This is a genomic window from Hydrogenophaga sp. SL48 (assembly GCF_021729865.1).
Classification (GTDB): domain Bacteria; phylum Pseudomonadota; class Gammaproteobacteria; order Burkholderiales; family Burkholderiaceae_C; genus Hydrogenophaga.
In genome coordinates this window covers 3,677,309-3,699,100 of sequence record NZ_CP063400.1, presented here as the reverse complement: position 1 = coordinate 3,699,100, position 21,792 = coordinate 3,677,309, and the positions used below count along the sequence as shown (strand labels likewise).

General features: G+C 66.2%; 21 protein-coding genes. 11 read left to right on the top strand and 10 right to left on the bottom strand.

What is annotated here, in order from left to right:
- The 5 genes from IM738_RS17520 to IM738_RS17500 all read right to left on the bottom strand — a co-directional run bounded on the left by IM738_RS17520 (position 1) and on the right by IM738_RS17500 (position 5,572).
- Positions 1 to 639: an SRPBCC family protein gene (locus IM738_RS17520; protein ID WP_236962334.1), complete on the bottom strand. Its 639-nt coding sequence runs from the start codon at positions 637 to 639 to the stop codon at positions 1 to 3.
- A gap of 160 nt (positions 640 to 799) precedes the next feature.
- Entirely contained in the window at positions 800 to 3,211 is a 2,412-nt protein-coding gene (locus IM738_RS17515; RefSeq protein ID WP_236962333.1) for an aerobic carbon-monoxide dehydrogenase large subunit, read from the bottom strand.
- Between the two features lie 15 nt (positions 3,212 to 3,226).
- Positions 3,227 to 3,712, bottom strand: a complete 486-nt coding sequence (locus IM738_RS17510; RefSeq protein ID WP_236962332.1) for a (2Fe-2S)-binding protein — start codon at positions 3,710 to 3,712, stop codon at positions 3,227 to 3,229.
- Between the two features lie 15 nt (positions 3,713 to 3,727).
- Positions 3,728 to 4,591 (bottom strand): FAD binding domain-containing protein, encoded by an 864-nt coding sequence (locus tag IM738_RS17505; protein ID WP_236962331.1) that lies wholly within the window; start codon positions 4,589 to 4,591, stop codon positions 3,728 to 3,730.
- A gap of 222 nt (positions 4,592 to 4,813) precedes the next feature.
- A complete protein-coding gene (locus tag IM738_RS17500; RefSeq protein WP_236962330.1) occupies positions 4,814 to 5,572 on the bottom strand; it encodes a LytTR family transcriptional regulator in 759 nt (252 codons plus the stop codon).
- Positions 5,573 to 5,673: 101 nt separating this feature from the next.
- Between IM738_RS17500 and ychF the strand changes: the two genes are divergently transcribed.
- Entirely contained in the window at positions 5,674 to 6,765 is a 1,092-nt protein-coding gene (ychF, locus tag IM738_RS17495) for a redox-regulated ATPase YchF (RefSeq protein WP_236962329.1), read from the top strand.
- 8 nt (positions 6,766 to 6,773) lie between these two features.
- The gene (locus IM738_RS17490; protein WP_236962328.1) at positions 6,774 to 7,547 is read left to right on the top strand and encodes an RNA pseudouridine synthase; all 774 of its coding nucleotides are present in this window, start codon (positions 6,774 to 6,776) and stop codon (positions 7,545 to 7,547) included.
- Positions 7,548 to 7,601: 54 nt separating this feature from the next.
- On the opposite strand, the gene IM738_RS17485 is transcribed toward IM738_RS17490, so the two are convergent.
- Positions 7,602 to 9,272, bottom strand: coding sequence for a tannase/feruloyl esterase family alpha/beta hydrolase (locus IM738_RS17485; protein WP_236962327.1), 1,671 nt, complete (start codon positions 9,270 to 9,272; stop codon positions 7,602 to 7,604).
- A gap of 141 nt (positions 9,273 to 9,413) precedes the next feature.
- Between IM738_RS17485 and IM738_RS17480 the strand changes: the two genes are divergently transcribed.
- Positions 9,414 to 10,217, top strand: coding sequence for a helix-turn-helix domain-containing protein (locus tag IM738_RS17480; protein ID WP_236962326.1), 804 nt, complete (start codon positions 9,414 to 9,416; stop codon positions 10,215 to 10,217).
- A 10-nt stretch (positions 10,218 to 10,227) separates the two neighbouring features.
- On the opposite strand, the gene IM738_RS17475 is transcribed toward IM738_RS17480, so the two are convergent.
- Together IM738_RS17475 and IM738_RS17470 are read right to left on the bottom strand one after the other, a co-directional pair.
- Positions 10,228 to 11,430: an MFS transporter gene (locus IM738_RS17475; RefSeq protein WP_236962325.1), complete on the bottom strand. Its 1,203-nt coding sequence runs from the start codon at positions 11,428 to 11,430 to the stop codon at positions 10,228 to 10,230.
- 53 nt (positions 11,431 to 11,483) lie between these two features.
- Positions 11,484 to 11,966, bottom strand: a complete 483-nt coding sequence (locus IM738_RS17470) for a YqaA family protein (protein WP_236962324.1) — start codon at positions 11,964 to 11,966, stop codon at positions 11,484 to 11,486.
- A gap of 135 nt (positions 11,967 to 12,101) precedes the next feature.
- Between IM738_RS17470 and dusB the strand changes: the two genes are divergently transcribed.
- The 3 genes from dusB to purH are packed head-to-tail and all read left to right on the top strand — an operon-like array spanning position 12,102 to position 15,016.
- Positions 12,102 to 13,142: a tRNA dihydrouridine synthase DusB gene (dusB, locus tag IM738_RS17465; RefSeq protein ID WP_236962323.1), complete on the top strand. Its 1,041-nt coding sequence runs from the start codon at positions 12,102 to 12,104 to the stop codon at positions 13,140 to 13,142.
- The gene (locus IM738_RS17460) at positions 13,139 to 13,378 is read left to right on the top strand and encodes a helix-turn-helix domain-containing protein (protein WP_077334170.1); all 240 of its coding nucleotides are present in this window, start codon (positions 13,139 to 13,141) and stop codon (positions 13,376 to 13,378) included. Before dusB ends, IM738_RS17460 begins: the two co-directional genes overlap by 4 nt.
- Positions 13,379 to 13,429: 51 nt before the next feature.
- The gene (gene purH, locus IM738_RS17455) at positions 13,430 to 15,016 is read left to right on the top strand and encodes a bifunctional phosphoribosylaminoimidazolecarboxamide formyltransferase/IMP cyclohydrolase (protein ID WP_236962322.1); all 1,587 of its coding nucleotides are present in this window, start codon (positions 13,430 to 13,432) and stop codon (positions 15,014 to 15,016) included.
- A 394-nt stretch (positions 15,017 to 15,410) separates the two neighbouring features.
- On the opposite strand, the gene hemL is transcribed toward purH, so the two are convergent.
- Together hemL and thiD are read right to left on the bottom strand one after the other, a co-directional pair.
- A complete protein-coding gene (hemL, locus tag IM738_RS17450; protein ID WP_236962321.1) occupies positions 15,411 to 16,712 on the bottom strand; it encodes a glutamate-1-semialdehyde 2,1-aminomutase in 1,302 nt (433 codons plus the stop codon).
- A 28-nt stretch (positions 16,713 to 16,740) separates the two neighbouring features.
- Entirely contained in the window at positions 16,741 to 17,691 is a 951-nt protein-coding gene (gene thiD, locus IM738_RS17445; RefSeq protein ID WP_236962320.1) for a bifunctional hydroxymethylpyrimidine kinase/phosphomethylpyrimidine kinase, read from the bottom strand.
- A 129-nt stretch (positions 17,692 to 17,820) separates the two neighbouring features.
- On the opposite strand from thiD, the gene IM738_RS17440 reads away from it, so the two are divergent.
- The 5 genes from IM738_RS17440 to IM738_RS17420 all read left to right on the top strand — a co-directional run bounded on the left by IM738_RS17440 (position 17,821) and on the right by IM738_RS17420 (position 21,778).
- Entirely contained in the window at positions 17,821 to 17,994 is a 174-nt protein-coding gene (locus IM738_RS17440) for a rubredoxin (protein WP_236962319.1), read from the top strand.
- Positions 17,995 to 18,077: 83 nt separating this feature from the next.
- Entirely contained in the window at positions 18,078 to 18,473 is a 396-nt protein-coding gene (locus IM738_RS17435; protein ID WP_236962318.1) for a response regulator, read from the top strand.
- The gene (locus IM738_RS17430) at positions 18,473 to 18,838 is read left to right on the top strand and encodes a response regulator (RefSeq protein WP_236962317.1); all 366 of its coding nucleotides are present in this window, start codon (positions 18,473 to 18,475) and stop codon (positions 18,836 to 18,838) included. Before IM738_RS17435 ends, IM738_RS17430 begins: the two co-directional genes overlap by 1 nt.
- 34 nt (positions 18,839 to 18,872) lie before the next feature.
- Positions 18,873 to 19,412 (top strand): chemotaxis protein CheW, encoded by a 540-nt coding sequence (locus tag IM738_RS17425; RefSeq protein WP_236962316.1) that lies wholly within the window; start codon positions 18,873 to 18,875, stop codon positions 19,410 to 19,412.
- Positions 19,413 to 19,501: 89 nt separating this feature from the next.
- Complete coding sequence (locus tag IM738_RS17420) at positions 19,502 to 21,778, top strand: methyl-accepting chemotaxis protein (protein ID WP_236962315.1); 2,277 nt, start codon at positions 19,502 to 19,504, stop codon at positions 21,776 to 21,778.
- The last annotated feature ends 14 nt before the right edge of the window (positions 21,779 to 21,792 follow it).

Below are 21,792 nucleotides of genomic sequence, written 5' to 3'. Positions count from 1 at the left end.
TCAAGCCTTTTTGCCGAAGAGGCCCAGCCACCAGTTCTTGATCAACGCCCAAGCGATGGCCAGGCCGTTGATCTCGCCCGCCACCTTGGGAGCTGCGGCGGGAGCTGCCGCCGGTGCTGCGGCCGGTGTGTTGAAGGCGGCGGTGGCATCGGCTGCCATGGCTACCGAGGCCGGTGCCGGCAGCGCCAGCGCCGCCTGGCGGAAGTTCTCGACGAACTGCAGCAGGATCATCTCGGACACCTGCACCATCATGCGGCCGCCGAACTGCGCGAACTTGCCGTTGACGATCACCGAGGCGTCGCCGTGCAGCACGCTGTGCGCCGGGTTGGCCGGGTCGGCTTCGATGGCGGCGATCAGGTCCATCGAGGCGGACGAACCGCCCTTGTCCGCGCCCTTGCCGCGCAACACCATCTTGCGGTCGGCCTCGCTTTGTTCCAGCACATCCACCGTGCCACCGAACTGGGCCACGGCCGGGCCGACCTTGACCTTCACGCCGCCCTTGTAAGAGGTTTCGGACAGCTGTTCGGTGAGCTCGGCGCCGGGCATGCAGCCGGCCACCGCCTTGAGGTCGGCGAGGATGGCCCAGGCGCGCGCCGGATCCACGTCGAGCGGATAACGTTTGTCGAGTTTGACTTCCATGGGGATATACCTTCGTTGAATCAGGGATCTGCGACACGCCGACCGGAGCGCGACACGCTGCGCGTGAAGACACGCCAGCCCAGGGCGCCGCGGATCGGGCTTTGCCTGGCCGCCAGCGCCGCCCCCTTGAGGGGGTCGCGCGCAGCGCGGCGGGGGTGGTTCACAAGTTCATTCCACGGGCCTTGAGTTCTTTCCAGACGCGGAACGCGCTGTGCGGCATGTCCATGTGCGTCATGCCCTGGTGCGAAAACGCGTCCACGATGGCCGAGGTGAAGGTGGGGATCGAGCCCACGTGCGGCGACTCGGCCACGCCCTTGGCGCCGAGCGGGTGGTGGGGGCTCGGCGTCACGGTGTGGTCGGTCTCCCAGTGCGGCGTTTCCACGAAGGTGGGCAGGAAGTAGTCCATCAGCGTGTTGCCGAGCAGGTTGCCCTGCGCGTCGAACGGCATCTGCTGGCCCATGGCCACCGCGAAACCTTCGGTCAGGCCACCGTGGATCTGGCCTTCGATGATCATGGGGTTGATGCGGGTGCCGCAGTCGTCGAGTGCGTAGAAGCGGCGGACCTTGGTCTCGCCGGTGGCGCGGTCGATGTCGACCACGCAGAGGTAGATACCGAAGGGGAAGGTGAAGTTCGGCGGGTCGTAGTAATGCACCGCTTCCAGGCCCGGCTCCAGGCCTTCGGGCGGCTGGTGGTAGGCCTGCCAGGCCACCTCGGCCATGGTCTTGAACTTGGCGTCGTCGCCCTTGACCTTGAAGCGGTCCACTTCCCAGTCGAGGTCGTTCTCGTTGACTTCGAGCATGTGGGCCGCGATCTTGCGCGCCTTCGCGTGGATCTTGCGCGCGGCCAGCGCGATGGCCGCACCGGCCACCGGTGTGGAGCGCGAGCCGTAGGTGCCCAGGCCGTAGGGCGCGGTGCTGGTGTCGCCTTCTTCGACCTGGATCACCTCCGACGGAATGCCCAGCTCGGTGGCGATGATCTGCGCGTAGGTGGTCTGGTGGCCCTGGCCCTGCGTGATGGTGCCCATGCGCGCGATGGCCGAGCCGGTGGGGTGGATGCGGATCTCGCAACTGTCGAACATGCCCACGCCCAGGATGTCGCACATCTTGCTCGGGCCGGCGCCCACGACCTCGGTGAAGGTCACGAGGCCGATGCCCATCAGGGTGGGGCTGTTGGGGTCGGCGCGCTTCGCGGCCTGCTCGGCGCGCAAGCCCTTGTAGTCCACGGCGTGCAGCACCTTGTCGAGCGCGGTCTGGTAGTCACCGCTGTCGTAGTCAAAACCGAAGGCGCTGCGGTAGGGGAACTGTTCCTTCTTGATGAAGTTCTTGGCGCGGATTTCGGCCTTGTCCATGTTCAGCTTCTGCGCCAGCACGTCCACCATGCGCTCGATCAGGTAGACCGCCTCGGTCACGCGGAAGCTGCAGCGGTAGGCCACGCCACCGGGCGCCTTGTTGGTGTAGACGCCTTTGACCGAGCAGTGCGCGGCCGGGATGTCGTAGCTGCCCGAGACGATGTGGAACAGGCCAGCCGGGAACTTGGTCGGGTCGGCGCAGGCGTCGAACGCGCCGTGGTCGGCCACCACGTTCACGCGCAGGCCGGTGATCTTGCCGTCGGCGGTGGCGGCGATCTCGCCGTCCATGTGGTAGTCCCGCGCAAAGGCGGTGGACGAGATGTTTTCGATGCGGTCCTCGACCCACTTCACCGGGCGCCCCAGCACGATGCTGGAGACGATGGCGCACACGTAGCCGGGGTAGATGCCGACCTTGTTGCCGAAGCCGCCGCCGATGTCGGGGCTGACGATGCGCACCTTCGATTCAGGGATGCCCGAGAGCATGGAGACGACCGTGCGCACCACGTGCGGCGCCTGCGAGGTGATGTAGGTGGTGAGCTCGCCCTTGATCGGGTCGAAGCTGGCCACGCAGCCGCAGGTCTCCAGCGGGCAGGGGTGCACGCGCGGGTAGTGCATGTGCTGAGAAACCTTCACTGCGGCGTTGTCGAACGCGGCATCGGCCGCGGCCTTGTCGCCCGCGTCCCAGGTGAAGATGTGGTTGTGGTGCTCGCGCGGGCCGTGCGCGCCGCTGGTCTTGCCGGCCAGGTCCTCGCGCAGCACCGGCGCGTCGGGCAGCAGGGCGGCGTAGGGGTCGAGCACCACCGGCAGTTCGTCGTATTCCACCTCCACGGCCTCCACCGCGTCGGCGGCGATGTAGCGGTCGTCGGCGATCACGATGGCCACTTCCTGCATCTGGAAGTGCACCTTTTCATCGGCCAGCACGGCGGCCACGTCGCCCGCGAGCGTGGGCATCCAGTGCAGCTTGAGCGGCTTCAGGTCGTCGGCGGTGAGCACGGCGTGCACGCCGGGGATCGCCAGGGCTTTCTCTTTGTTGATCCTGACGATGCGGCCGTGGGCGATCGGCGAGCGCACGATGTCCATGTGCAGCATGCCGGGCATCTTGATGTCGTCGACGTAGTTGCCCTTGCCCTGGATGAATCGGGCGTCTTCCTTGCGCAGGCGCGAGACGCCCATGCCCGCGAGGGCGATTTCACGGGCTTCGACGGTGTTGACCGGTGCGTTCATGTGGTGTTCTCCTGATCAGGCCGTGACGGGTTCTTGCAGCTTCTTGGCGGCGTATTGCACCGCCTTGACGATGTTCTGGTAGCCCGTGCAGCGGCACAGGTTGCCGGCCATGCCGTGGCGGATCTCTTCTTCGCTCGGGTTGGGGTTCTCCTGCAGGAAGCGGTAGGCGCGCATCAGCATGCCGGGGGTGCAGAAGCCGCACTGCAGGCCGTGCTCCTTGTAGAAACCTTCCTGCACCGCGTGCAGCACGCCCTTGCTGGCGAGGCCTTCGACGGTCAGCACCTCGGCGCCGTCGCACTGCACCGCCAGGTGCGTGCAGCTCTTGACGGACTGGCCGTCGATGTCCACCGTGCAGGCGCCGCAGTGGCTGGTTTCGCAGCCGATGTGGGCGCCGGTGAGGTTGAGGTCTTCGCGCAGGAAGTGGATCAGCAGGGTGCGCGGCTCGACCGCTTTTTCCTGCGCCTTGCCGTTGACGTGGACGGTGATGAGTTTTTTGGCCATGGGTGTCTCCTGTGTTTAAACGCAGCGGGCCCAGGCCTTGGCCAGGGCCCGCTTGACCATCTCGCCGGCCATGGCGGTCTTGTATTCAATGTCGCCGCGCAGGTCTTCGGCGGGTTCGCAGAGGGCGATGGCCGCGTCGGCGGCGGCCTGCACGGCGGCGGGCGTGAAGGCCTGGCCGAGCAGCGCGGCTTCGGCGGCTTCCACGCGCAGGGCGGTGGGCGCCACGTTGGTCAGCGCGACGCGCACATGGCTCACCGTGTTGCCGCTCTTGCGCATGACCACCGCGCAGCCGGCCGTGGCCCAGTCACCGGTCTTGCGCTTGAGTTTTTCGTAGGCCCAGCCGGTGCCCTGTGCGAACGCCGGGGCGTGGATCTCGACCATCACCTCGTTCTCGTCCAGCAGCGTCATGTAGGTGCCGAGGAAGAAGCCGTCGGCGGCCACGGTGCGGCGGCCATTCGGGCCTTCGAGCACGAAGGAGGCTTCGATGGCGATGGAGAGCGCCGGGTGGTCGTTGCCCGGGTCGCCGTGGGCGATGTCGCCGCCGATGGTGCCGCGGTTGCGCACCTGCGGGTCGGCGATCAGCTTCGCGGCCTCGGCCAGCAGCGGCAGCTTCGCCTGAACCACCGGCGAGTTGATCAGCTCGTTCTCGGTCGTCATCGCGCCGATCACCACGGTGTTGCCGGCTTCCCGGATGCCGCGCAGCTCGGGGATGCGGTTGATGTCGATCAGGTGCGCCGGCTCGGCAAAACGCAGCTTCATCATGGGCAGCAGGCTGTGGCCGCCGGCCAGCAGCTTGGCCTCGGAGCCGAGCTGGCCCAGCAGGGCCACGGCCTCGCCGACGGAGGTCGGCGCGTGGTACTCGAAACGCGGTGGAATCATGCTTGTCTCCTCTGGATGGGGTGGCGCGATTGACATTTGTCAACGACGACCCAGTCTGGGGGAGACCCTGATTCCGACGCCATCGTCGGGTCTTGGGCCCGGGGGCCCATCAAACGCCCGGATTTCTGCACGAACTGCGCGTGCCGGTGCACGAAATGCTCAGATCAAGCGCGCGCCGTCTGGCAATCCGGGAATGTCCCTAGCCTTGAAATCACCCCGAAATCAGTGCTTGGCGAGCAAACCCAGGGCTTCGCGCAGCCGCCCCACGTCGCCGCGCGCCACCGGCACCGGCTCCCGGTGTTTGCCTTTCAGCACCACATGGGTCTTGCTGCCTTCGCGCCCGAGCTCGGCCACGGCGTGCAGGTTGACGATGAAGCAGCGGTGCACCCGCATGAAAAGCGCCGGGTCGAGCCGGGCCTCCAGGTCGCCGATGCTGAGGTTGCAGAAATGAAAGCCCTCGCGTGTGAGCACCCGGGTGTAGTGGGCCTGCGACTCCAGGCTCAGCACGTCGGCGGTGTCCACGAAGGACACCTTGTGGTTGGCCACCATGGGAATGCGGTGCAGCCGCAGGTTCGCGGGCGCGGGCAGCTCGGCGGTGGCCGGGGCTTCCTGGCTCACCACCTGGGTCACGTCGTAGAACACCAGCACGAAGCCGGTCGTGGCGCCGAGGTGGTCGCCCAGCCGGGTGACCTTGATCAGCAGCACCTGTTCGGGGATGTTGATGATCATGGTCATGGGCGTGGAGCTGACCATGGGACAACCCGCGGCCTGGTCCAGCAGGAAGTTCACCTTGGGCTTGGAGCGCTCCGGGTGGAACGAGGTGACCAGTTTGTCGAACGGCTGCTTGTCACCCACCGGCAGCACCTTGCGGGCGAAATCGTTCATCGCCACCACGTTGCGCCCGGCGTCCAGATGGATCACGCCGACCTCGAACTTTTCGAACAGGTACAGGGGCGAGGTGCCGGCTGTCTGGACTTCCATGGTTTGTGTCTCCGTGCGCATCCGGGAGCTGCCGGACCGGGCAAAGCCTACCGCAAGGCGGGGCATCGCATACACTTTCGGGTTGATTTTCGAGGTAAACCATGAGTCTCCAATGCGGCATCGTGGGCCTGCCCAACGTCGGCAAGTCCACCCTTTTCAACGCCCTCACCAAAGCCGGCATCGCGGCTGAAAACTACCCCTTCTGCACCATTGAGCCCAACACCGGTGTGGTGGAGGTGCCCGATCCGCGCCTGGCCCAGCTGTCGGAGATCGTCAAGCCCGAGCGCGTCGTGCCCGCCATCGTGGAGTTCGTGGACATCGCCGGCCTGGTGGCCGGTGCCAGCACCGGTGAAGGCCTGGGCAACAAGTTCCTGGCCCACATCCGCGAGACCGACGCCATCGTCAACGTGGTGCGCTGTTTCGAAGACCCGAACGTGATCCACGTCGCCAACAAGGTCGACCCGATCGCCGACATCGAGGTCATCCTCACCGAGCTCTGCCTGGCCGACCTGGCCGCGGTGGAGAAGGCCTTGCACCGCGTGCAGAAGACCGCGCGTTCGGGCGACAAGGAGTCGATCAAGCTGGTGGCGATCCTGGAGAAATGCCAGGCCGCGCTCAACGACACCCAGCCGGTGCGCAGCATCGACTTCAGCAAGGAAGAGCTGCCGCTGCTCAAGCAGTTTTTCCTGATCACCGCCAAGCCCGCGATGTTCGTGGCCAACGTGTCGGAAGACGGTTTCGAGAACAACCCGCTGCTGGACCGATTGAAAGAATTTGCCGCCAAACAGAACGCGCCCGTGGTGGCCATCTGCGCCAAGATCGAGGCCGAACTCTCCGAGATGGACGACGCCGACCGGCTCGAATTCCTGCAGGAACTGGGCCAGACCGAACCGGGCCTGAACCGCCTGATCCGCGCCGCCTACAAGCTGCTGGGCTTGCAGACCTACTTCACCGCCGGGGTGAAAGAGGTGCGCGCCTGGACCATCCACGTGGGCGACACCGGCCCGCAGGCGGCCGGCGTGATCCACACCGATTTCGAGAAGGGCTACATCCGCGCCCAGACCATCGCCTTCGACGACTTCATCCAGTTCAAGGGCGAGCAGGGCGCCAAAGACGCCGGCAAGATGCGCGCCGAAGGCAAGGAATACGTCGTCAAGGACGGCGACGTGATGAACTTCCTCTTTTCTTCCTGAGCGTCGCCATGTCCGACACCGGCCGGCCCGAACCCCAACGCCTGGCCAAACGCCTGGCGGCCCAGCTGCCCTGTTCGCGCAGCGACGCCGAGAACTACATCGCCGGGGGCTGGGTGCGCGTGGATGGCCGGGTGGTCGAAGAGCCGATGGAGCGCGTCAGCGACCACCAGACCGTGGTGCTGGACCCCAAGGCCAAGCTGGAACCGCTGGAGTCGATGACGCTGATCTGGCACAAGCCGGCCACCCGGGTGCTGCCCGACGAGCCGCTGCTGCCCGACGCACTCGCCGCCAAGTGGTTCACCCACGCCAACCGCTTCAAGGGCGACCGCTCGGGCGTGCGCCCGCTCAAGGCGCACCTGCACAAGCTGCTGCCGGTGGCACCGCTGGGCACCAAGGCCAGCGGCCTGATGGTGTTCACGCAGAACCCGGGCGTGGCGCGCAAGATGACCGACGACGCGGCGCAGCTGGAGCACGAGTGGCTGGCCGAGGTGGCGGCCGATCCCGATCTGGAAGACGACGCCCGTCGCGAGGCGGTGCTGCGCTCGCTGGGCAAGGCGCTGTTCTTTGACGGCTGGGCCGTGCCTTCGGCGCGCGCCAGCTGGCAGAGCGAACTGCGCCTGCGCCTGGCGATCAAGGGCAACCGGCCCGGGCAGGTGGCGCACCTGTGCGAGCGCGCCGGCCTGCAGCTCACCGCTTTGCGTCGCCTGCGGCTGGGCCGCATCTCGCTGGCCGGCCTGCCGGTGGGCGAGTGGCGTTACCTGCTGCCCTACGAACGGTTCTGACGCACGGCTCGCCTTGTGCCGGGTGTAGCGCGGTGCGCATGCTCTGCCGCCGGCTCAGTCCACCGCACAGATGAAGCTGCTGGCCTGGGCGGTGTCGCCGCTGCCCCGGTATTTCGGAAAGCTGGGGAAAGGACACAGCGGGCGCTCGAACATGCCGGCGTCGGATGAGCCGGTGGCCACCAGATGGTCAGGGGCGACGCCTTTTTCCACCCATTCCACCAGGGCGGTGATCAGGTCGGCCTTGGCCGCTCCCGGCCCTGTCAGGTCGTGCCCCACCCCCGGCGAAGTGACAAAACGCGCGAAGCGGTCGAACTTGGCGCTCCCGCTGCTCTGGCGCACCCGGTCCAGATAGGCCGCGGTGCGGTACACCGAGACGCAGGTGTCGGCCAGGCCGTACCAGACCAGCAGTTTGCCGCGCTGGGCGAAGCGTCCCAGGTCGGTCGAGGGCTCCATGGTGCGGGATAGCGCCTGCCACTTTGTGCTCATGCTCAGCGGGTCGTGGTTCATGGCGTCGGCTGTTGCTGAGCCTGTGAGTGCCTGGATGACCGATGTGGGGGCGATGTAGCTGAAGCCCTTGCTCAGGAATCCGCCGGCGTACTCGAAACCAAAGGCGTAGACCTGCCAGTCGCCGGTGGCGGCGCCGCCGCGACCGTAGCGCTCGTAGCCGGTCATGCCGTTGGCCAGGGTCAGGGGCACGCTCTTGTCGGCGTAGTTCAGGCGGATGGCCTCGATCTGGCCCGTGGTCAGGCAGCTGTCGTCCTGGATGCCAGCCACGTCGTCCGCGCATTGCAGGTTGGTGGGCACGTAGGTGCAGGCCTCGACGTTGCCGATGATGCCGTCGGCCAGTCCGTCCAGCGTGTCGCAGGCCGCGATCTCGGCGGCCGCGTACAGGGCCGACTTGGCGGGGCTGATCCAGTTCGCCTGCGCGGGCACGCCGGCGTTCACGCTACCGTCCGGGTGGCGGCCGTAGATCCAGCGGTTGAAGTCACCCATGTTGACCTGATGGGCCTGCTGGCTGATGGCGGGGGCCATGGCCAGCACGCCGTCGTAGTCGTTGGGGTAGCGGTCGGCGGCGATCAGGCCCGAGCGGCCGCCGTTGGAGTGGCCCACCATGTAGCGCCGTTTGGGGGCCTTGCCGTAGAACTGGGTGGCGATGTGCGTGCCCACCTGCAGCGCCAGGTGGTTGGCTTCCTGGGCGTGGTTCTGCAGGGCCACCGGGTCTGTGCCCCAGGCGAAGTCTTCCGTCTGGTGGCCCGAGTCGGAGCTGATGCGCACGAACGGCAGCGCCGCGTCACCCTGTACGTACTTCACGTGCCAGGGGTCGTCCGTGGGAATGAAGCCGTCGAAACCACCGCCGCCCAGCGTCATGGTCTTGCCGTTCCAGTCCTTGCCTTCCGGCAGCTCCACGGCCCAGTGGATGGTGGAGCCGGGGCCGGACACGATGGTGCCGCGCACGATGCAGGCTCTGGGCAGGGTGATGGCCTCGCCGGTGCCGTAGTGCGATTCGTTCACGGTCTGGGCTTTCCGCAGTTCGGTGCGCTCGAAGCGGGCGTTGACCGGCAGCTTGCTGGGCACATACGACGCACACGACTGGGCCAGTGGACGCGACGCCGGTGGTGGTGGCGCGTCGTCGCCGCCCCCGCAGGCTGCCAGCAGCAGGCTGGTCAGGGTCAGGACGCGGCGCCCTTGAGGCGCCACCGGGTTTATGCTGAATGAATGTTTCATCATCGTCTTCCTTGCAAAGTGGGGATCGCTCGCGCGGCCGGGACGGCCCGGGCTGTTGCCACGGTGCGACGGGCGTGGCCCATGCTAGGAATCGGGGGTCCCGGCGTCTTGTACGCCCCGGGGAACCGCGGGTAATCACCGATGCCGGAAGGACACGCCATTGCCGGAGTGGTTTACCTGGGCCATGACTGGCTGATGTACGCCGACCCCGAGCTGCGCTTCAACCTGTCCCAGAACGTCGCGCCCGCGCTGGTGTGGGGTTCCGGGCCGAGGTCGGCCACGCTCACGCTGCGCGACGGCAGCGAGGTCCGTGCACCGGTGTTCATGCATGCGGGCGGTGCCTGGAGTGGCAAGACCCGGCCCAGTGCGATGGCCTTTCTGTATGCCGATCCTCTGTCCGCTGCGGGCGCCGGCTTGCAACGGCGAGCGTTGGCCGGCGTGGCGCCCTGGCCCGATGCCGATCTGATGGGTCGCCACGGCATGGATCTGCCGGCGCTGTGCACCGGCGGAGTGCCTGCCGCCCAGGTCGGGCGCTGTGTGGGAGCGGTGCTGGCCGAGGTGCAGGCGCAGTCGGGGGCAGCTCAGCTGGATGCCCGGTTGACCGGTTTGCGTGAGCGCCTGCATGTGCGGGTTGAGGGGCGTGCGGACCCCGCCGCCGTGGCCGCAGAACTGGGGCTTTCGGCCGAACACGTGCGCAAGCTGTTCCGCCAGCAGGTGGGCATGACGCTGTCGAGCTACCAGTCGTGGGTCCGGCTCTATCAGGTGGCCGTCGGCGCCTGCGAGGCACAGCAGCGCGGCCAGGCGCACAGCGCCACCGAGCTGGTCGGCGCCGGGGGGTTCTACGATGCCTCGCACGCCTCCCGGGCGATCCGGCGTTACTTCGATCTCTTGCCCACCGAGATGCTGGCTCCAAAGGCTTTTGTGGATTGCCGTCAGGCGGGCTGAAGTGATGGCTTTAGGCGGCTGGCGGCCCGGCTGTGCCGGACGGCGAACGCTTCTTAACCCGCGCGGCCTGCCAGCTCAGCGCCATGGCGGCCACCATGAGCGCGAGGCCCACGACGTTCAGGTTGAGCATCTGACCCTGCGCGATCAGCAACCCGCCGACCGCCGCCCCCAGGCCCTGACCGGCGTAGATGGCCGAGGTGTTGAGCGCCACGGTGGCGGGCGCGAGCACCGGTGAGAGGTGCACCAGTCGCGCCTGCTGGGCCGAGTTGGCGGCGAAGCAGCCCAGCGCCCAGGGCACCATCACCAGCGCCTGCACCCAGAGGCCGTGGCGGCCCAGTGGCCAGAGCGCCAGGCTCAGCGCCATCAGGCCCAGGGTGAGCAGCACCGCGCGCGGCGCGCCCAGGCGGTCCACCCAGCGCGTGAGCCCCACGTTGCCCGCCAGGCCGAAAGCGCCGAACCACAGGAACATCAGCGAGAGCGTGGTGGCGCTGGTGGCCAGCGTCTGTTGCAGGTAGGGCGCGAAATAGGCGAACAGGATGAACTGCCCGAAGCCCGAGAGCAGGGTCACGCCCAGGGTCAGCATCAGCGGTGCCGAACCCAGGGTCTGGCGCCAGGCGTCGCGCGACAGGGCGGCGGGCCGGATGCCGTCGGGCATGGCGCGCCAGACCCAGGCCGCGCTGAGCACGGCCATCACAGCCACCAGGCCAAACGCCCAGCGCCAGCCGAACGCGCCGCCGATCCACGCCGACAGCGGCATGCCCATGACCGAGGCCACCGACCAGCCCATGAACACAAAGGTGATGGCGCGACCACGCCGCTCGGGCGGCACCATCAGGCCCACGCTGGCGGCCGCCTGGGGCGTGAAGATGGCGGGCGAGATCACCGCGAGCACGCGCAGCGGCAGCAGTGCGCCGTAGCTGGGTGCCAGGGCGCTCAGGCCCATGAGCAGCCCGTACCAGAGCAGCGAGAGCGTGAGCAGGCGCCGGCGGTCCCAGCCCGCGACCAGGGTGGCAAACACGGGCGCGCCGAGTCCCATGAGGATGGCGCCGGCGGTGATCAGCTGCCCGGCCTGCGGGATGGACACGTCCAGCGACCGGCTGATGTCGTTGAGCGTGCCCGGCACGGCCATGATGCCGGTGCCGATGACGAAGTTGCCCATCATCAGGGCCCACAGCGCGGGCGCCGGCGCGGCGCCGGAACGGGGAGGGGTCATGGTGGTGCGGATGAGGGGGGGCCGCCAGTATCGGCGCGAACCCGCCCGCGCATTCAGACGGGGAGTCCCCCCGGGAACACCTTGAGCAGCAGCACCGTGAGCACCAGGTAGCGCAGCAGCTTGCCCACCGCCATGTAGGCCACACACGGCCAGAACGGGAACTTGAGCCAGCCCGCCACCGCGCACAGCGGGTCGCCGATGAGGGGCAGCCAGGCCATCAGGCAGGCCTTGGGGCCGAAGCGCTGCAGCCAGCGCAGCGCGTGCAGCTCGGTGGGTTGGTGGCGCGCCTTGTCGACCACCCGGTGCGCGCCCAGCCCCATGAACCAGCTCACCGCGCCGCCCAGGGTGTTGCCCACCGTGGCCACCGCGATGGCGGGCCAGAACAGGTCGGGGTTGAGCTTGAGCAGGCCAAACAGCGCCGCCTCGGACCCCACGGGCAACAAGGTGGCGGACAGCAGCGACACCACGAACAGCGCGCCCAGACCCGCTTCGGGCATGGCCAGCCAGTGCAACAGGGAAACAAGCCAGTCGGGCATGAAGGGGCGTGTGGTGAAAGAGGCGAGAGCATATCGCCTGCTGAAAAAAGAGGCAGATACAATGCCCCTCCCCTTCCACGGCTTTGCCGACGGGCGGGGCCCCGCCACACCCCCCACCCGAATTCATCCCGCGTCATGCAACTGGGCCCGTACACCCTGCCGAATGCCCTGTTTGTCGCGCCCATGGCGGGCGTCACGGACCGGCCGTTCCGCAAGCTCTGCAAGCGGCTGGGCGCGGGCTACGCGGTGAGCGAGATGGTGACTTCGCGGCCCGACCTGCAGGACAGCCTGAAGACCTCGCGCCGCGCCGACCACAGCGGTGAGCCGGGTCCGATCGCGGTGCAGATTGCCGGCACCGACGCGGCCATGATGGCCGACGCCGCGCGCTACAACATCCAGCGCGGCGCGCAGATCATCGACATCAACATGGGCTGCCCGGCCAAGAAGGTCTGCAACAAGTGGGCAGGTTCCGCGCTGATGCAGGACGAAGCGCTGGCCATCGAGATCGTCGAGGCCGTGGTGGCCGCCGCCGCGCCGCACGGTGTGCCGGTCACGTTGAAGATGCGCACCGGCTGGTGCGCCGACGTTCGCAACGCGCCGGCCATCGCGCTCGCGGCCGAATCCGCCGGCGTGCAGATGCTCACCGTGCACGGCCGCACCCGCGAGCAGGGCTACAAGGGCTTGGCCGAACACGACACCGTGGCCCACATCAAGAGCCGCGTGAAGATCCCGGTGGTGGCCAACGGCGACATCACCAGCCCGCAGCAGGCGCGCGAGGTGCTGCAGCGCACCGGCGCCGACGCCATCATGATCGGTCGCGCCGCCCAGGGCCGGCCCTGGATCTTCCGCGAGATCGCGCATTTCCTCGCCACGGGCGAGGTGCTGCCACCGCCCGACCTGCTGGAGGTGAAAGCCTGGCTGCTCGATCACCTGGAAGACCACTACCACCTGTACGGCGAGTTCACCGGCGTGCGCAGCGCGCGCAAGCACCTGGGCTGGTACGCGCAGGCGCTTCCCCTGCCCGCGGGCGCCGCGGTGGTGTTCCGCAACCGCATCAACGCGCTCACCACCGCGCAGGCGCAGCTGGACTGCGTGCGCGACAGTTTTGACGCCTGGGCCGCCACCGGCCCCGACCACCCCATGACCCGAGAAGACAACTGGAAACTGGCCGCATGAGCTCCCACAACAACCTGCACGACTGTGTGCGTGCCAGCCTTGAAGCGTACTTTCAAGACCTCGACGGCACCGACCCCGCCGGCCTGCACGACATGCTGGTCAAGGCGGTCGAGAAGCCCTTGCTCGAAGTCGTGATGCAGCAGTCGCAGAACAACCAGTCGCGCGCCGCGCAATGGCTGGGCCTGAACCGCAACACCCTGCGCAAGAAGCTGCTGGAGCACAAGCTCATCGATTGAGCCGCCGCCTTTGCACGAACCGTATTCAAAACCTTCCCGAGAACCCTTTCCATGCGCGCACTCATCTCCGTCTCCGACAAGACCGGCATCGTCGAACTGGCCCAGACCCTGCACGGTCTCGGCGTGTCCCTGATCTCCACCGGCGGCACCGCCAAGCTGCTGGCCGAGAAGGGTCTGACCGTGACCGAGGTGGCAGAGGTCACGGCCTTCCCCGAGATGCTGGACGGCCGCGTCAAGACCCTGCACCCCAAGGTGCACGGCGGCCTGCTGGCCCGCCGCGATGTGCCCGAGCACATGGCCGCGCTCAAGACGCACGGCATCGACACCATCGACATCCTGATCGTCAACCTCTACCCGTTTGAAGCCACCGTGGCCAAGCCCGGCTGCACGCTGGAAGACGCGATCGAGAACATCGACATCGGCGGCCCGGCCATGGTGCGCAGCGCCGCCAAGAACTGGAAGGACGTGGCGGTGCTGACCGATGCGGCCCAGTACCCGGCCGTGATTGACGAACTGAAAGCCAGCGGCAAGCTGAGCGACAAAACCCGCTTTGGCCTGTCGGTGGCCGCGTTCAACCGCATCAGCCAGTACGACGGCGCCATCAGCGACTACCTCTCGTCCATTCAGTTCGAGGAAGGCGCCAGCGTTCCGAAGCGCACCGAGTACCCCGGCCAGTCCAACGGCCGCTTCGTCAAGCTGCAGGACCTGCGCTACGGCGAGAACCCGCACCAGACCGCCGCCTTCTACCGCGATCTGTACCCAGCCCCCGGCTCGCTGGTCACGGCCAAGCAGCTGCAGGGCAAGGAGCTGAGCTACAACAACATCGCCGACGCCGACGCGGCCTGGGAATGCGTCAAGAGTTTCGACTTGCCCGCCTGCGTGATCGTGAAACACGCCAACCCCTGCGGCGTGGCGGTGGGCAAGGACGCGCTGGAGGCCTACAGCAAGGCTTTCCAGACCGACCCGACCAGCGCCTTCGGCGGCATCATCGCCCTGAACCGCGTGCTGGATGGCGCGGGTGCCCAGGCCATCAGCAAGCAGTTCGTCGAGGTGCTGATGGCGCCGGGCTACACGCCCGAAGCGCTGGAGGTCTTCAAGGCCAAGGCCAATGTGCGCGTGCTTCAAATCACACTGCCGCCGGGTGGCCCCACCGCGTGGGACAAGGGCCTGAACCTCAACGACGTGAAACGCATCGGCTCGGGCCTGCTGATGCAGAGCGCTGACAACCATGTGCTGCAGCGCGCCGACCTGAAGGTGGTCACGAAGCTGCAGCCGACCGAGCAGCAACTGGAAGACCTGCTGTTCGCCTGGAAGGTGGCGAAGTTCGTGAAGAGCAACGCCATCGTGTTCTGCAAGGACGGCATGACCATGGGCGTGGGCGCCGGCCAGATGAGCCGCCTCGATTCGGCCCGCATCGCCAGCATCAAGGCGGGTCACGCGAACCTGACGCTGCAGGGCACTGCGGTGGCGAGCGACGCCTTCTTCCCGTTCCGCGATGGTCTGGACGTGGTGGTGGACGCGGGTGCGACCTGCGTCATTCAGCCCGGTGGCTCGATGCGCGATCAGGAAGTGATCGATGCGGCGGATGAGCGCGGTGTGGTGATGGTGTATTCGGGCGTGCGCCACTTCCGGCATTGATGGACCTACCGGGCGCTTCGCGAGAAGTGCCTGACCCCATCTCCCTCTGGGAGCGGGTTGGGGTGAGGGCTCTTCGGAGCCCTTTTCTTTTTCCTCCCGCTGCTTTTGCGTGTGTGCTGCTTCTCGCCAGCACGGTGGGAGGGCAGGGAGTCGGGGCATCCGTTCTCCGGCTCACCTCGCGGGCGGCTGTTCGGGTCCGCTGCTGTTGCTTCGTGAACGCCGGATGGGCGATCACCCTCCTTGGCAACCGCGAATGGAGTCTGCGACCGGACTGCCCCAACCCCCTGTCCCGCTGACAGGTGGGTTCGCCAGCAAGTGCAAGCAACGCGCAACGCAACGAATACAAACAAAGCGGCCGGACAAAGCCGGCCGTTGAGACGCAAAGCAGGAGCGTTTACTTGCCCAGCAGCTTGAACACGTCCCGCGCCGCCGAAACGGTGTCGGCAATGTCCTGTGCCGTGTGTGCCGCGCTCACAAACCCGGCTTCGTACAGCGCCGGCGCGATGTACACACCGCGGTCCAGCAGGCCGTGGAACAGGGTGTTGAAGCGCGGGCCGTCGGTGGTCATCACCTTGGCGTAGTTCTGCGGCAGTTCGTCGAACAGGAAGAAGCCGAACATGCCGCCCTGGCTGTCGCCACACAGCGTCACGCCTTCGGCCGCTGCGGCGGAGGTCAGTCCGCTCACGAGCGACTGTGTGGTGGCCGACAGCGCTTCATAGAAGCCCGGCTTCTGGATTTCTTTGAGCGTGGCCAGACCGCAGGCTGTCGCCACCGGGTTGCCGCTCAGCGTGCCGGCCTGGTAAACGCCGCCCAGCGGGGCGAGCTGTTCCATCACAGCGCGCTTGGCGCCGAAGGCGGCCAGCGGCATGCCGCCACCGATGACCTTGCCCATCACGGTCATGTCGGGTTCGAAGCCCGGGATGAGCTTCGCGTACACGCTCTGCGCACCGCCCAACGCGACGCGGAAGCCCGTCATCACTTCGTCAAACGCCAGCAGCGCGCCGTGCTGCGTGCACAGCTCGCGGCAACGTTTCATGAACGGCACGCTGGCGCGCACGAAGTTCATGTTGCCGGCGATCGGCTCGATGATCAGGCAGGCCACATCGGCGCCATGCTCGACAAACGCGGCTTCGAGTTGTTCGACGTTGTTGTATTCGAGGACGATGGTGTGCTGCACCACCTCGGGCGGCACGCCCGCGCTGGTGGGGTTGCCGAAGGTGGCCAGGCCCGAGCCGGCTTTCACCAGCAGGGCGTCGGCGTGGCCGTGGTAGCAGCCTTCGAACTTGATGATCTTCTTGCGGCCGGTGGCGCCGCGCGCCAGGCGGATCGTGCTCATGCCGGCTTCGGTGCCCGAGCTCACCAGCCGAACCATGTCGATGCTGGGCACCAGCCTGATGATCTCTTCGGCCAGCTCCACTTCGCGCTCGGTCGGTGCGCCGTAGGAGAAGCCTTCGAGCACGGCTTTCTGCACCGCGTCCAACACGGCCGGGTGGCCGTGGCCCAGGATCATCGGACCCCAGGAACCGATGTAGTCGATGTACTTCTGGCCGTTGGCGTCCCAGAAGTACGCGCCTTGTGCTCGCTGCACGAAACGCGGCGTGCCACCCACGGCACGGAACGCACGCACGGGCGAGTTCACGCCACCAGGGATGAGTTGTTTGGCGCGTTCAAACAGCGCGAGGTTGCGGTCGGTCATGGGGCGTGCCTGTCAGGATGCAAAGGGATCAGTGTTTGGTGGTGTCGAGTGGAAAGTCACCGGAGTCCAGCCGGCTGTCAGAGGCTTCGCCATCGCGGTCTTCCCCCGGCGCATCGCTGTCCTCGTCGTCTTCATGGGCCCAGAACAGGCGATCGGGCACGGCATGACCCATGCCGGGCTGGAAGCCGGCGTCCAGGCACTGGTCGAGGTAGGTCAGTGCTTCGGCGCAGGCCGATTGAAGATCCGCGCCCGAGGCGATCAGGGCGCACAGCGCCGCAGACAAGGTGTCGCCCGCCCCGCTGAAGGTGGCGTCGAACCGCTCGTAGCGGGCCGTGGCCAGCACCGCTTCCGGGCTGGCCAGGTGGCTTTCGAGGTACTGGTCGGCGGCATTGAAGCCGGTCACCAGCGTGTAGGGCACACCGTGCACGGCGGCCGCGCGGGCGACCTCGCGCGCGTTCGGTGCACGGTCGCCTTCCCACTCGGGCAGCAGCCAGCGCGACAGCGTGCTGTGGTTGCCCACCAGCACGGTGGTTTGCGGCAGCAACAGTTCGACGCAGGCGTCGAGGTAGGTTTCGATCTCCAGTTCGTCCCACCAGGACAGGTCGGGCATGTAGGTGATGACCGGCACCTCCGCGTAGTCGGTGGTGATGCCAGCGATGGCCGCGAGGTTCTCGGGGCTGCCGACAAACCCGACCTTGAAAGCCTGCACCGGCATGTCTTCGAGCGCTGCGCGGGCCTGGTCGGTCACCGCTTCTTCGTCGAAAGCGAAATGGTCGTGGATCTCGGAGGTGTCACGCACGTAGGTGCCTGTGACCACGGGAAGCACATGGGCCGAGGCGCTGGACATCGCGGTGAGGTCCGCGGACAGGCCACCCGCGCCGCTCGGATCGTTGGCGTTGAACACCATCACGCAGGGCAGCGAGGTTTCGCCAGGCTCCGCGACGGTGTCGGGCGCAGGGGGTGAAGGGGTTTGGAGCATGAAAATGAGGGTTGCGTGACGCGTTTCACCGAAGCGGTTGTCTTCGGGGATTTCCAGCAGAGAGAGTCCACTGGCGGCCCTCTATGGGTCGATACAATGGCCGGATTCTAAGACACTGCTCCCACCACCATGACCGATACCAAGACCTGGATGTGCCTCATTTGCGGATGGATTTACGACGAGGCCACCGGGTCGCCAGAAGAGGGTATTGCGCCTGGAACGGCCTGGGCCGATGTGCCGATGAACTGGACCTGTCCCGAGTGTGGCGCGCGCAAGGAAGACTTCGAGATGGTCCAAATCTGAGCATCTCTGGCACCTTGTCCGGTTTGTCTCATGCGACACTGTTCCGTGATCTGTTCTGAATCGCTTTCTGGAGTGAACCTGCCGTGAACACAACGCCCACTTTCAAAGTCCTGGTGGTGGACGACAGCAACACCATCCGACGCAGCGCCGAGATCTTTCTCAAGCAGGGTGGGCACGAGGTCCTTCTGGCTGAAGACGGCTTCGATGCCCTGGCCAAGATCAACGATTACCAGCCCGATCTGGTGTTCTGCGACATCCTGATGCCGCGCCTCGACGGTTACCAGACCTGTGCCATCATCAAGCGCAACGCGCGTTTCGCCAGCATTCCTGTGGTGATGCTGTCGTCCAAAGACGGCGTGTTCGACAAGGCGCGTGGGCGCATGGTCGGTTCCCAGGAATACCTCACCAAACCCTTCACCAAAGACCAGCTGCTGCAAGCCGTGCAACAGTTTGGCGCCCATCTCACAGGAGCCCCATGATGCCGATTCAAAAAATACTGGTGGTGGATGATTCCAAGACCGAACTGATGGTCCTGTCCGATCTGCTGGTGAAAAATGGCTACAAAGTTCGAACCGCTGAGAATGCCGAAGAGGCCTTTCGTCGGCTCAGCGAGGAAAAGCCGGAGTTGATCCTGATGGACGTGGTGATGCCCGGTCAGAATGGTTTTCAGTTGACTCGGGCGATCACCCGGGATCCCCAGTATTCCGACATTCCCATCATCATGTGCACCAGCAAAAATCAGGAAACCGATCGCGTCTGGGGCATGCGTCAAGGCGCGCGTGACTACGTCACCAAGCCGGTGAATGCCGAGGAACTGATTTCCAAGATCCGGGCGCTCGACTGAGGCCTCGCCCTCAGTTTATTGAGACCCTCCGAGCATGGCCAAACGACAGTCACTCAAAGATCTTCAGGTGCGTCTGGCGGAGCGGTTGACCGCCGCCAAGTCCGAGGCGGTCACGGCGTCTTGGTTGGCGGTAGAGACGGGAGGTCACCGGTTCTTGGTGCCGCTCGTGCAGTCCGGTGAGATTTTCTCCTGGGCCAACTTGCAAACGGTGCCTTACACCAAGCCTTGGTACGTCGGCGTGGCGAGTCTGCGAGGGGGCCTTCATGGCGTTGTCGACCTGGGGCAACTGAGTGGTGCAGTGGCGGCGGGCCCTGACGCGCGGGTGTCTGATCGCGTGACGTCCGAGTCGCGGCTGGTCAGTTTGCATGCTGCCTTGGGTGTCAATGCCGTGTTGTGGATCGATCGCCTGCTGGGCCTCCGCAACCCGGCCATGTTTGAAAGCCTGGCCGAGAGCCAGCCGGATGCGCCGGCCTGGTTTGCCCGGCGCCTGATCGACGGCGAAGGCCGTTCGTGGCAGGAGTTGAACCTGCAGGCGCTCGCCGGTGACACGGAGTTTCTTTCGATCGCGGCTTGACGCCGGTTTGAGGCTGGCGCTTTCGGTGTTCGTCTTGTTTGGATGACCGGGTCGGTTTCGGCCCTGATTTTCAGTTGGAAGGTTTTCTCATGGCTCTGCTTGATCGACTGTTCAAAAACAAAAATGCCGCAGAGCCTGATCTGAGCAATGCATCTCCCGACGAGCTCGCGCGTGTCGCGGCAGAGCGACTCGCACCAGCCGATGCAGACGATGACGGCTTCGCCGAGAGTCGGTTGAGTGAGCCGAACGAGGATGCGGTGGGTTCTGGCCTCCTAAGGCTGCCTTTGCTGGGCCGCAGGACGGCTGAACAACACCGACGCATCCTGGGTACCCTGTTGCTGTTCGCGGTGGTGGTGCTCGCGGCCGTGGTGTTTTTCGTCCTGAACAAGACCGACAAAGTGAGTCAGCAGGTGGCGGCCAGCGGCCAGGCCTTGATGCAGTCCCAGCGACTGGCCAAAAGCGCCTCGCAGGCCTTGATCGGCAGTCCGCCGGCTTTTGTCGAAGTGCGGGAAAGCTCGGACATCCTCTCTGGCAACGTCATCGCCTTCAAGCAGGGTGGGAGTGGTGAAGCGGGTGGATCGGGTGCGGCCCAGCAGGCGGCAACGATGGATGCGCTGGGACCAGAGTTTCAAGAGCAGTTGGCGCAACTTGGGCCCGTGGTCGAACGTGCCCGAACCAACGCAGAAGTCATTCTCGGCCAGCAGAAGACCCTGACCCAGGTGGGCGATGCGCTGCGCTCCATCAACCGCCAGTCTTCTGACTTGCTGGAGATCGCGGAAACGGTGTCTTCATTGAAACTGCAGCTGGGCGCGCCTGCCACCGAGATTTCGGCCTCCGGCCAGCTGGTGATGTTGACGCAGCGCATCGGCAAGTCGGCCAACGAATTCCTGACCATGGAAGGCGTGAGTCCTGAAGCGGTGTTCCTGCTTGGCAAGGACTTGAACACCTTCAAGGAAATCGCCGATGGCCTGCTCAACGGCAGCACCGAACTGCGCCTGAAGTCGTCCAGCGATCCCCAGATTCGCGAGCGCCTCGAGGCGCTGCTCAAGCTGTACGAACAGACACGAACCGAAGCCGGCGCCATTCTGGGCAACCTGCAAGGACTTGTGTCGGCGCGCGAAGCGCAGGCCGGCATCATTGCGGACAGTGAACCGCTCCGACTCGGTCTGGAGAAGCTTCAGAGCGACCTGTCCTCGAGTGCGGGCGTGGGCGGCACCGAGCTGGTCGCTTTGTTGCTGTCATCCTTGTTCACGTTGCTGTGTGGTGTCGGTCTGGCCTACCTCCAGTTGCAGGACAGCCGGCAGCGGCAGTTGGTGGCTGAGGGCGAAAAGGTGGTGGCCGAGTCCCAGCAGCAGGACGCCAAGCGCGTGAATGACGCCAACCAGGCGGCCATTCTTCGGCTCATGAACGAATTGCAGACGGTGGCCGAGGGCGACCTGACTCAGGAAGCGACGGTGACGGAAGACATCACCGGTGCCATCGCCGACTCGGTGAACTACACCGTGGAAGAGCTGCGATCGCTGGTGGGCAACGTGCAGGCCACGGCCACGCGCGTGGCGCAGACGACGTCTGCGGTGGAAAGCACCTCGACCGAACTGCTGGCAGCCTCCACCGAACAACTGCGCGAGATCCGCGAGACGGGTCAGTCGGTGCTGGACATGGCGCAACGCATCAACCAGGTGTCGGGGCAGGCGCAGGAGTCGGCCCATGTGGCGCGCACCTCACTGCAGGCCGCAGAGTCCGGTCTTCAGGCCGTGCAGGACGCCATTGGCGGTATGAATGCCATCCGGGACCAGATCCAGGAAACGTCCAAGCGCATCAAGCGTCTCGGCGAATCGTCGCAGGAGATCGGTGAAATCACCGAACTGATCTCGGACATCACCGAACAGACCAACGTGCTGGCCCTGAACGCCGCCATCCAGGCCGCATCCGCCGGTGAAGCCGGTCGCGGCTTCTCGGTGGTGGCCGAAGAAGTGCAGCGCCTGGCCGAACGCTCCGCGGACGCCACGCGCCAGATCGCGGCGCTGGTGAAGGCGATTCAGACCGACACGCAAGACGCGGTGGCCGCCATGGAGCGCTCCACGCAAGGTGTGGTGGAAGGGGCCAAGCTCTCCGACAACGCCGGTACCGCGCTGTCCGAGATCGACCGCGTGTCGCGCCGACTCGCCGAGCTGATCGAACAGATTTCCAGTGCGACCTTGCGTGAAGCCGAATCGGCCAACGAGGTGGCTGGCAACATCCAGCACATTTTTGCGGTGACCGAGCAAACCGGCGAGGGCACACGGTCCACCGCCCAGCAGGTGCGCGAACTCTCTGCCATGGCCGAAGAACTGCGCCAATCGGTGTCGCGATTCAAGATCGCCTGATTTCCTTGCCGTCA

What these genes read in the sequence shown, in the direction of transcription:
- IM738_RS17425 (WP_236962316.1), top strand. Translation starts at nt 18,873, where the DNA reads ATGGCCAAACGACAGTCACTCAAAGATCTTCAGGTGCGTCTGGCGGAG.
- IM738_RS17510 (WP_236962332.1), bottom strand. Translation starts at nt 3,712, where the DNA reads ATGGCCAAAAAACTCATCACCGTCCACGTCAACGGCAAGGCGCAGGAA.
- IM738_RS17500 (WP_236962330.1), bottom strand. Translation starts at nt 5,572, where the DNA reads ATGGAAGTCCAGACAGCCGGCACCTCGCCCCTGTACCTGTTCGAAAAG.
- IM738_RS17480 (WP_236962326.1), top strand. Translation starts at nt 9,414, where the DNA reads ATGCCGGAAGGACACGCCATTGCCGGAGTGGTTTACCTGGGCCATGAC.
- IM738_RS17470 (WP_236962324.1), bottom strand. Translation starts at nt 11,966, where the DNA reads ATGCCCGACTGGCTTGTTTCCCTGTTGCACTGGCTGGCCATGCCCGAA.
- ychF (WP_236962329.1), top strand. Translation starts at nt 5,674, where the DNA reads ATGAGTCTCCAATGCGGCATCGTGGGCCTGCCCAACGTCGGCAAGTCC.
- IM738_RS17515 (WP_236962333.1), bottom strand. Translation starts at nt 3,211, where the DNA reads ATGAACGCACCGGTCAACACCGTCGAAGCCCGTGAAATCGCCCTCGCG.
- dusB (WP_236962323.1), top strand. Translation starts at nt 12,102, where the DNA reads ATGCAACTGGGCCCGTACACCCTGCCGAATGCCCTGTTTGTCGCGCCC.
- IM738_RS17440 (WP_236962319.1), top strand. Translation starts at nt 17,821, where the DNA reads ATGACCGATACCAAGACCTGGATGTGCCTCATTTGCGGATGGATTTAC.
- IM738_RS17460 (WP_077334170.1), top strand. Translation starts at nt 13,139, where the DNA reads ATGAGCTCCCACAACAACCTGCACGACTGTGTGCGTGCCAGCCTTGAA.
- IM738_RS17485 (WP_236962327.1), bottom strand. Translation starts at nt 9,272, where the DNA reads ATGAAACATTCATTCAGCATAAACCCGGTGGCGCCTCAAGGGCGCCGC.
- hemL (WP_236962321.1), bottom strand. Translation starts at nt 16,712, where the DNA reads ATGACCGACCGCAACCTCGCGCTGTTTGAACGCGCCAAACAACTCATC.
- IM738_RS17505 (WP_236962331.1), bottom strand. Translation starts at nt 4,591, where the DNA reads ATGATTCCACCGCGTTTCGAGTACCACGCGCCGACCTCCGTCGGCGAG.
- thiD (WP_236962320.1), bottom strand. Translation starts at nt 17,691, where the DNA reads ATGCTCCAAACCCCTTCACCCCCTGCGCCCGACACCGTCGCGGAGCCT.
- IM738_RS17430 (WP_236962317.1), top strand. Translation starts at nt 18,473, where the DNA reads ATGCCGATTCAAAAAATACTGGTGGTGGATGATTCCAAGACCGAACTG.
- IM738_RS17475 (WP_236962325.1), bottom strand. Translation starts at nt 11,430, where the DNA reads ATGACCCCTCCCCGTTCCGGCGCCGCGCCGGCGCCCGCGCTGTGGGCC.
- IM738_RS17420 (WP_236962315.1), top strand. Translation starts at nt 19,502, where the DNA reads ATGGCTCTGCTTGATCGACTGTTCAAAAACAAAAATGCCGCAGAGCCT.
- purH (WP_236962322.1), top strand. Translation starts at nt 13,430, where the DNA reads ATGCGCGCACTCATCTCCGTCTCCGACAAGACCGGCATCGTCGAACTG.
- IM738_RS17520 (WP_236962334.1), bottom strand. Translation starts at nt 639, where the DNA reads ATGGAAGTCAAACTCGACAAACGTTATCCGCTCGACGTGGATCCGGCG.
- IM738_RS17490 (WP_236962328.1), top strand. Translation starts at nt 6,774, where the DNA reads ATGTCCGACACCGGCCGGCCCGAACCCCAACGCCTGGCCAAACGCCTG.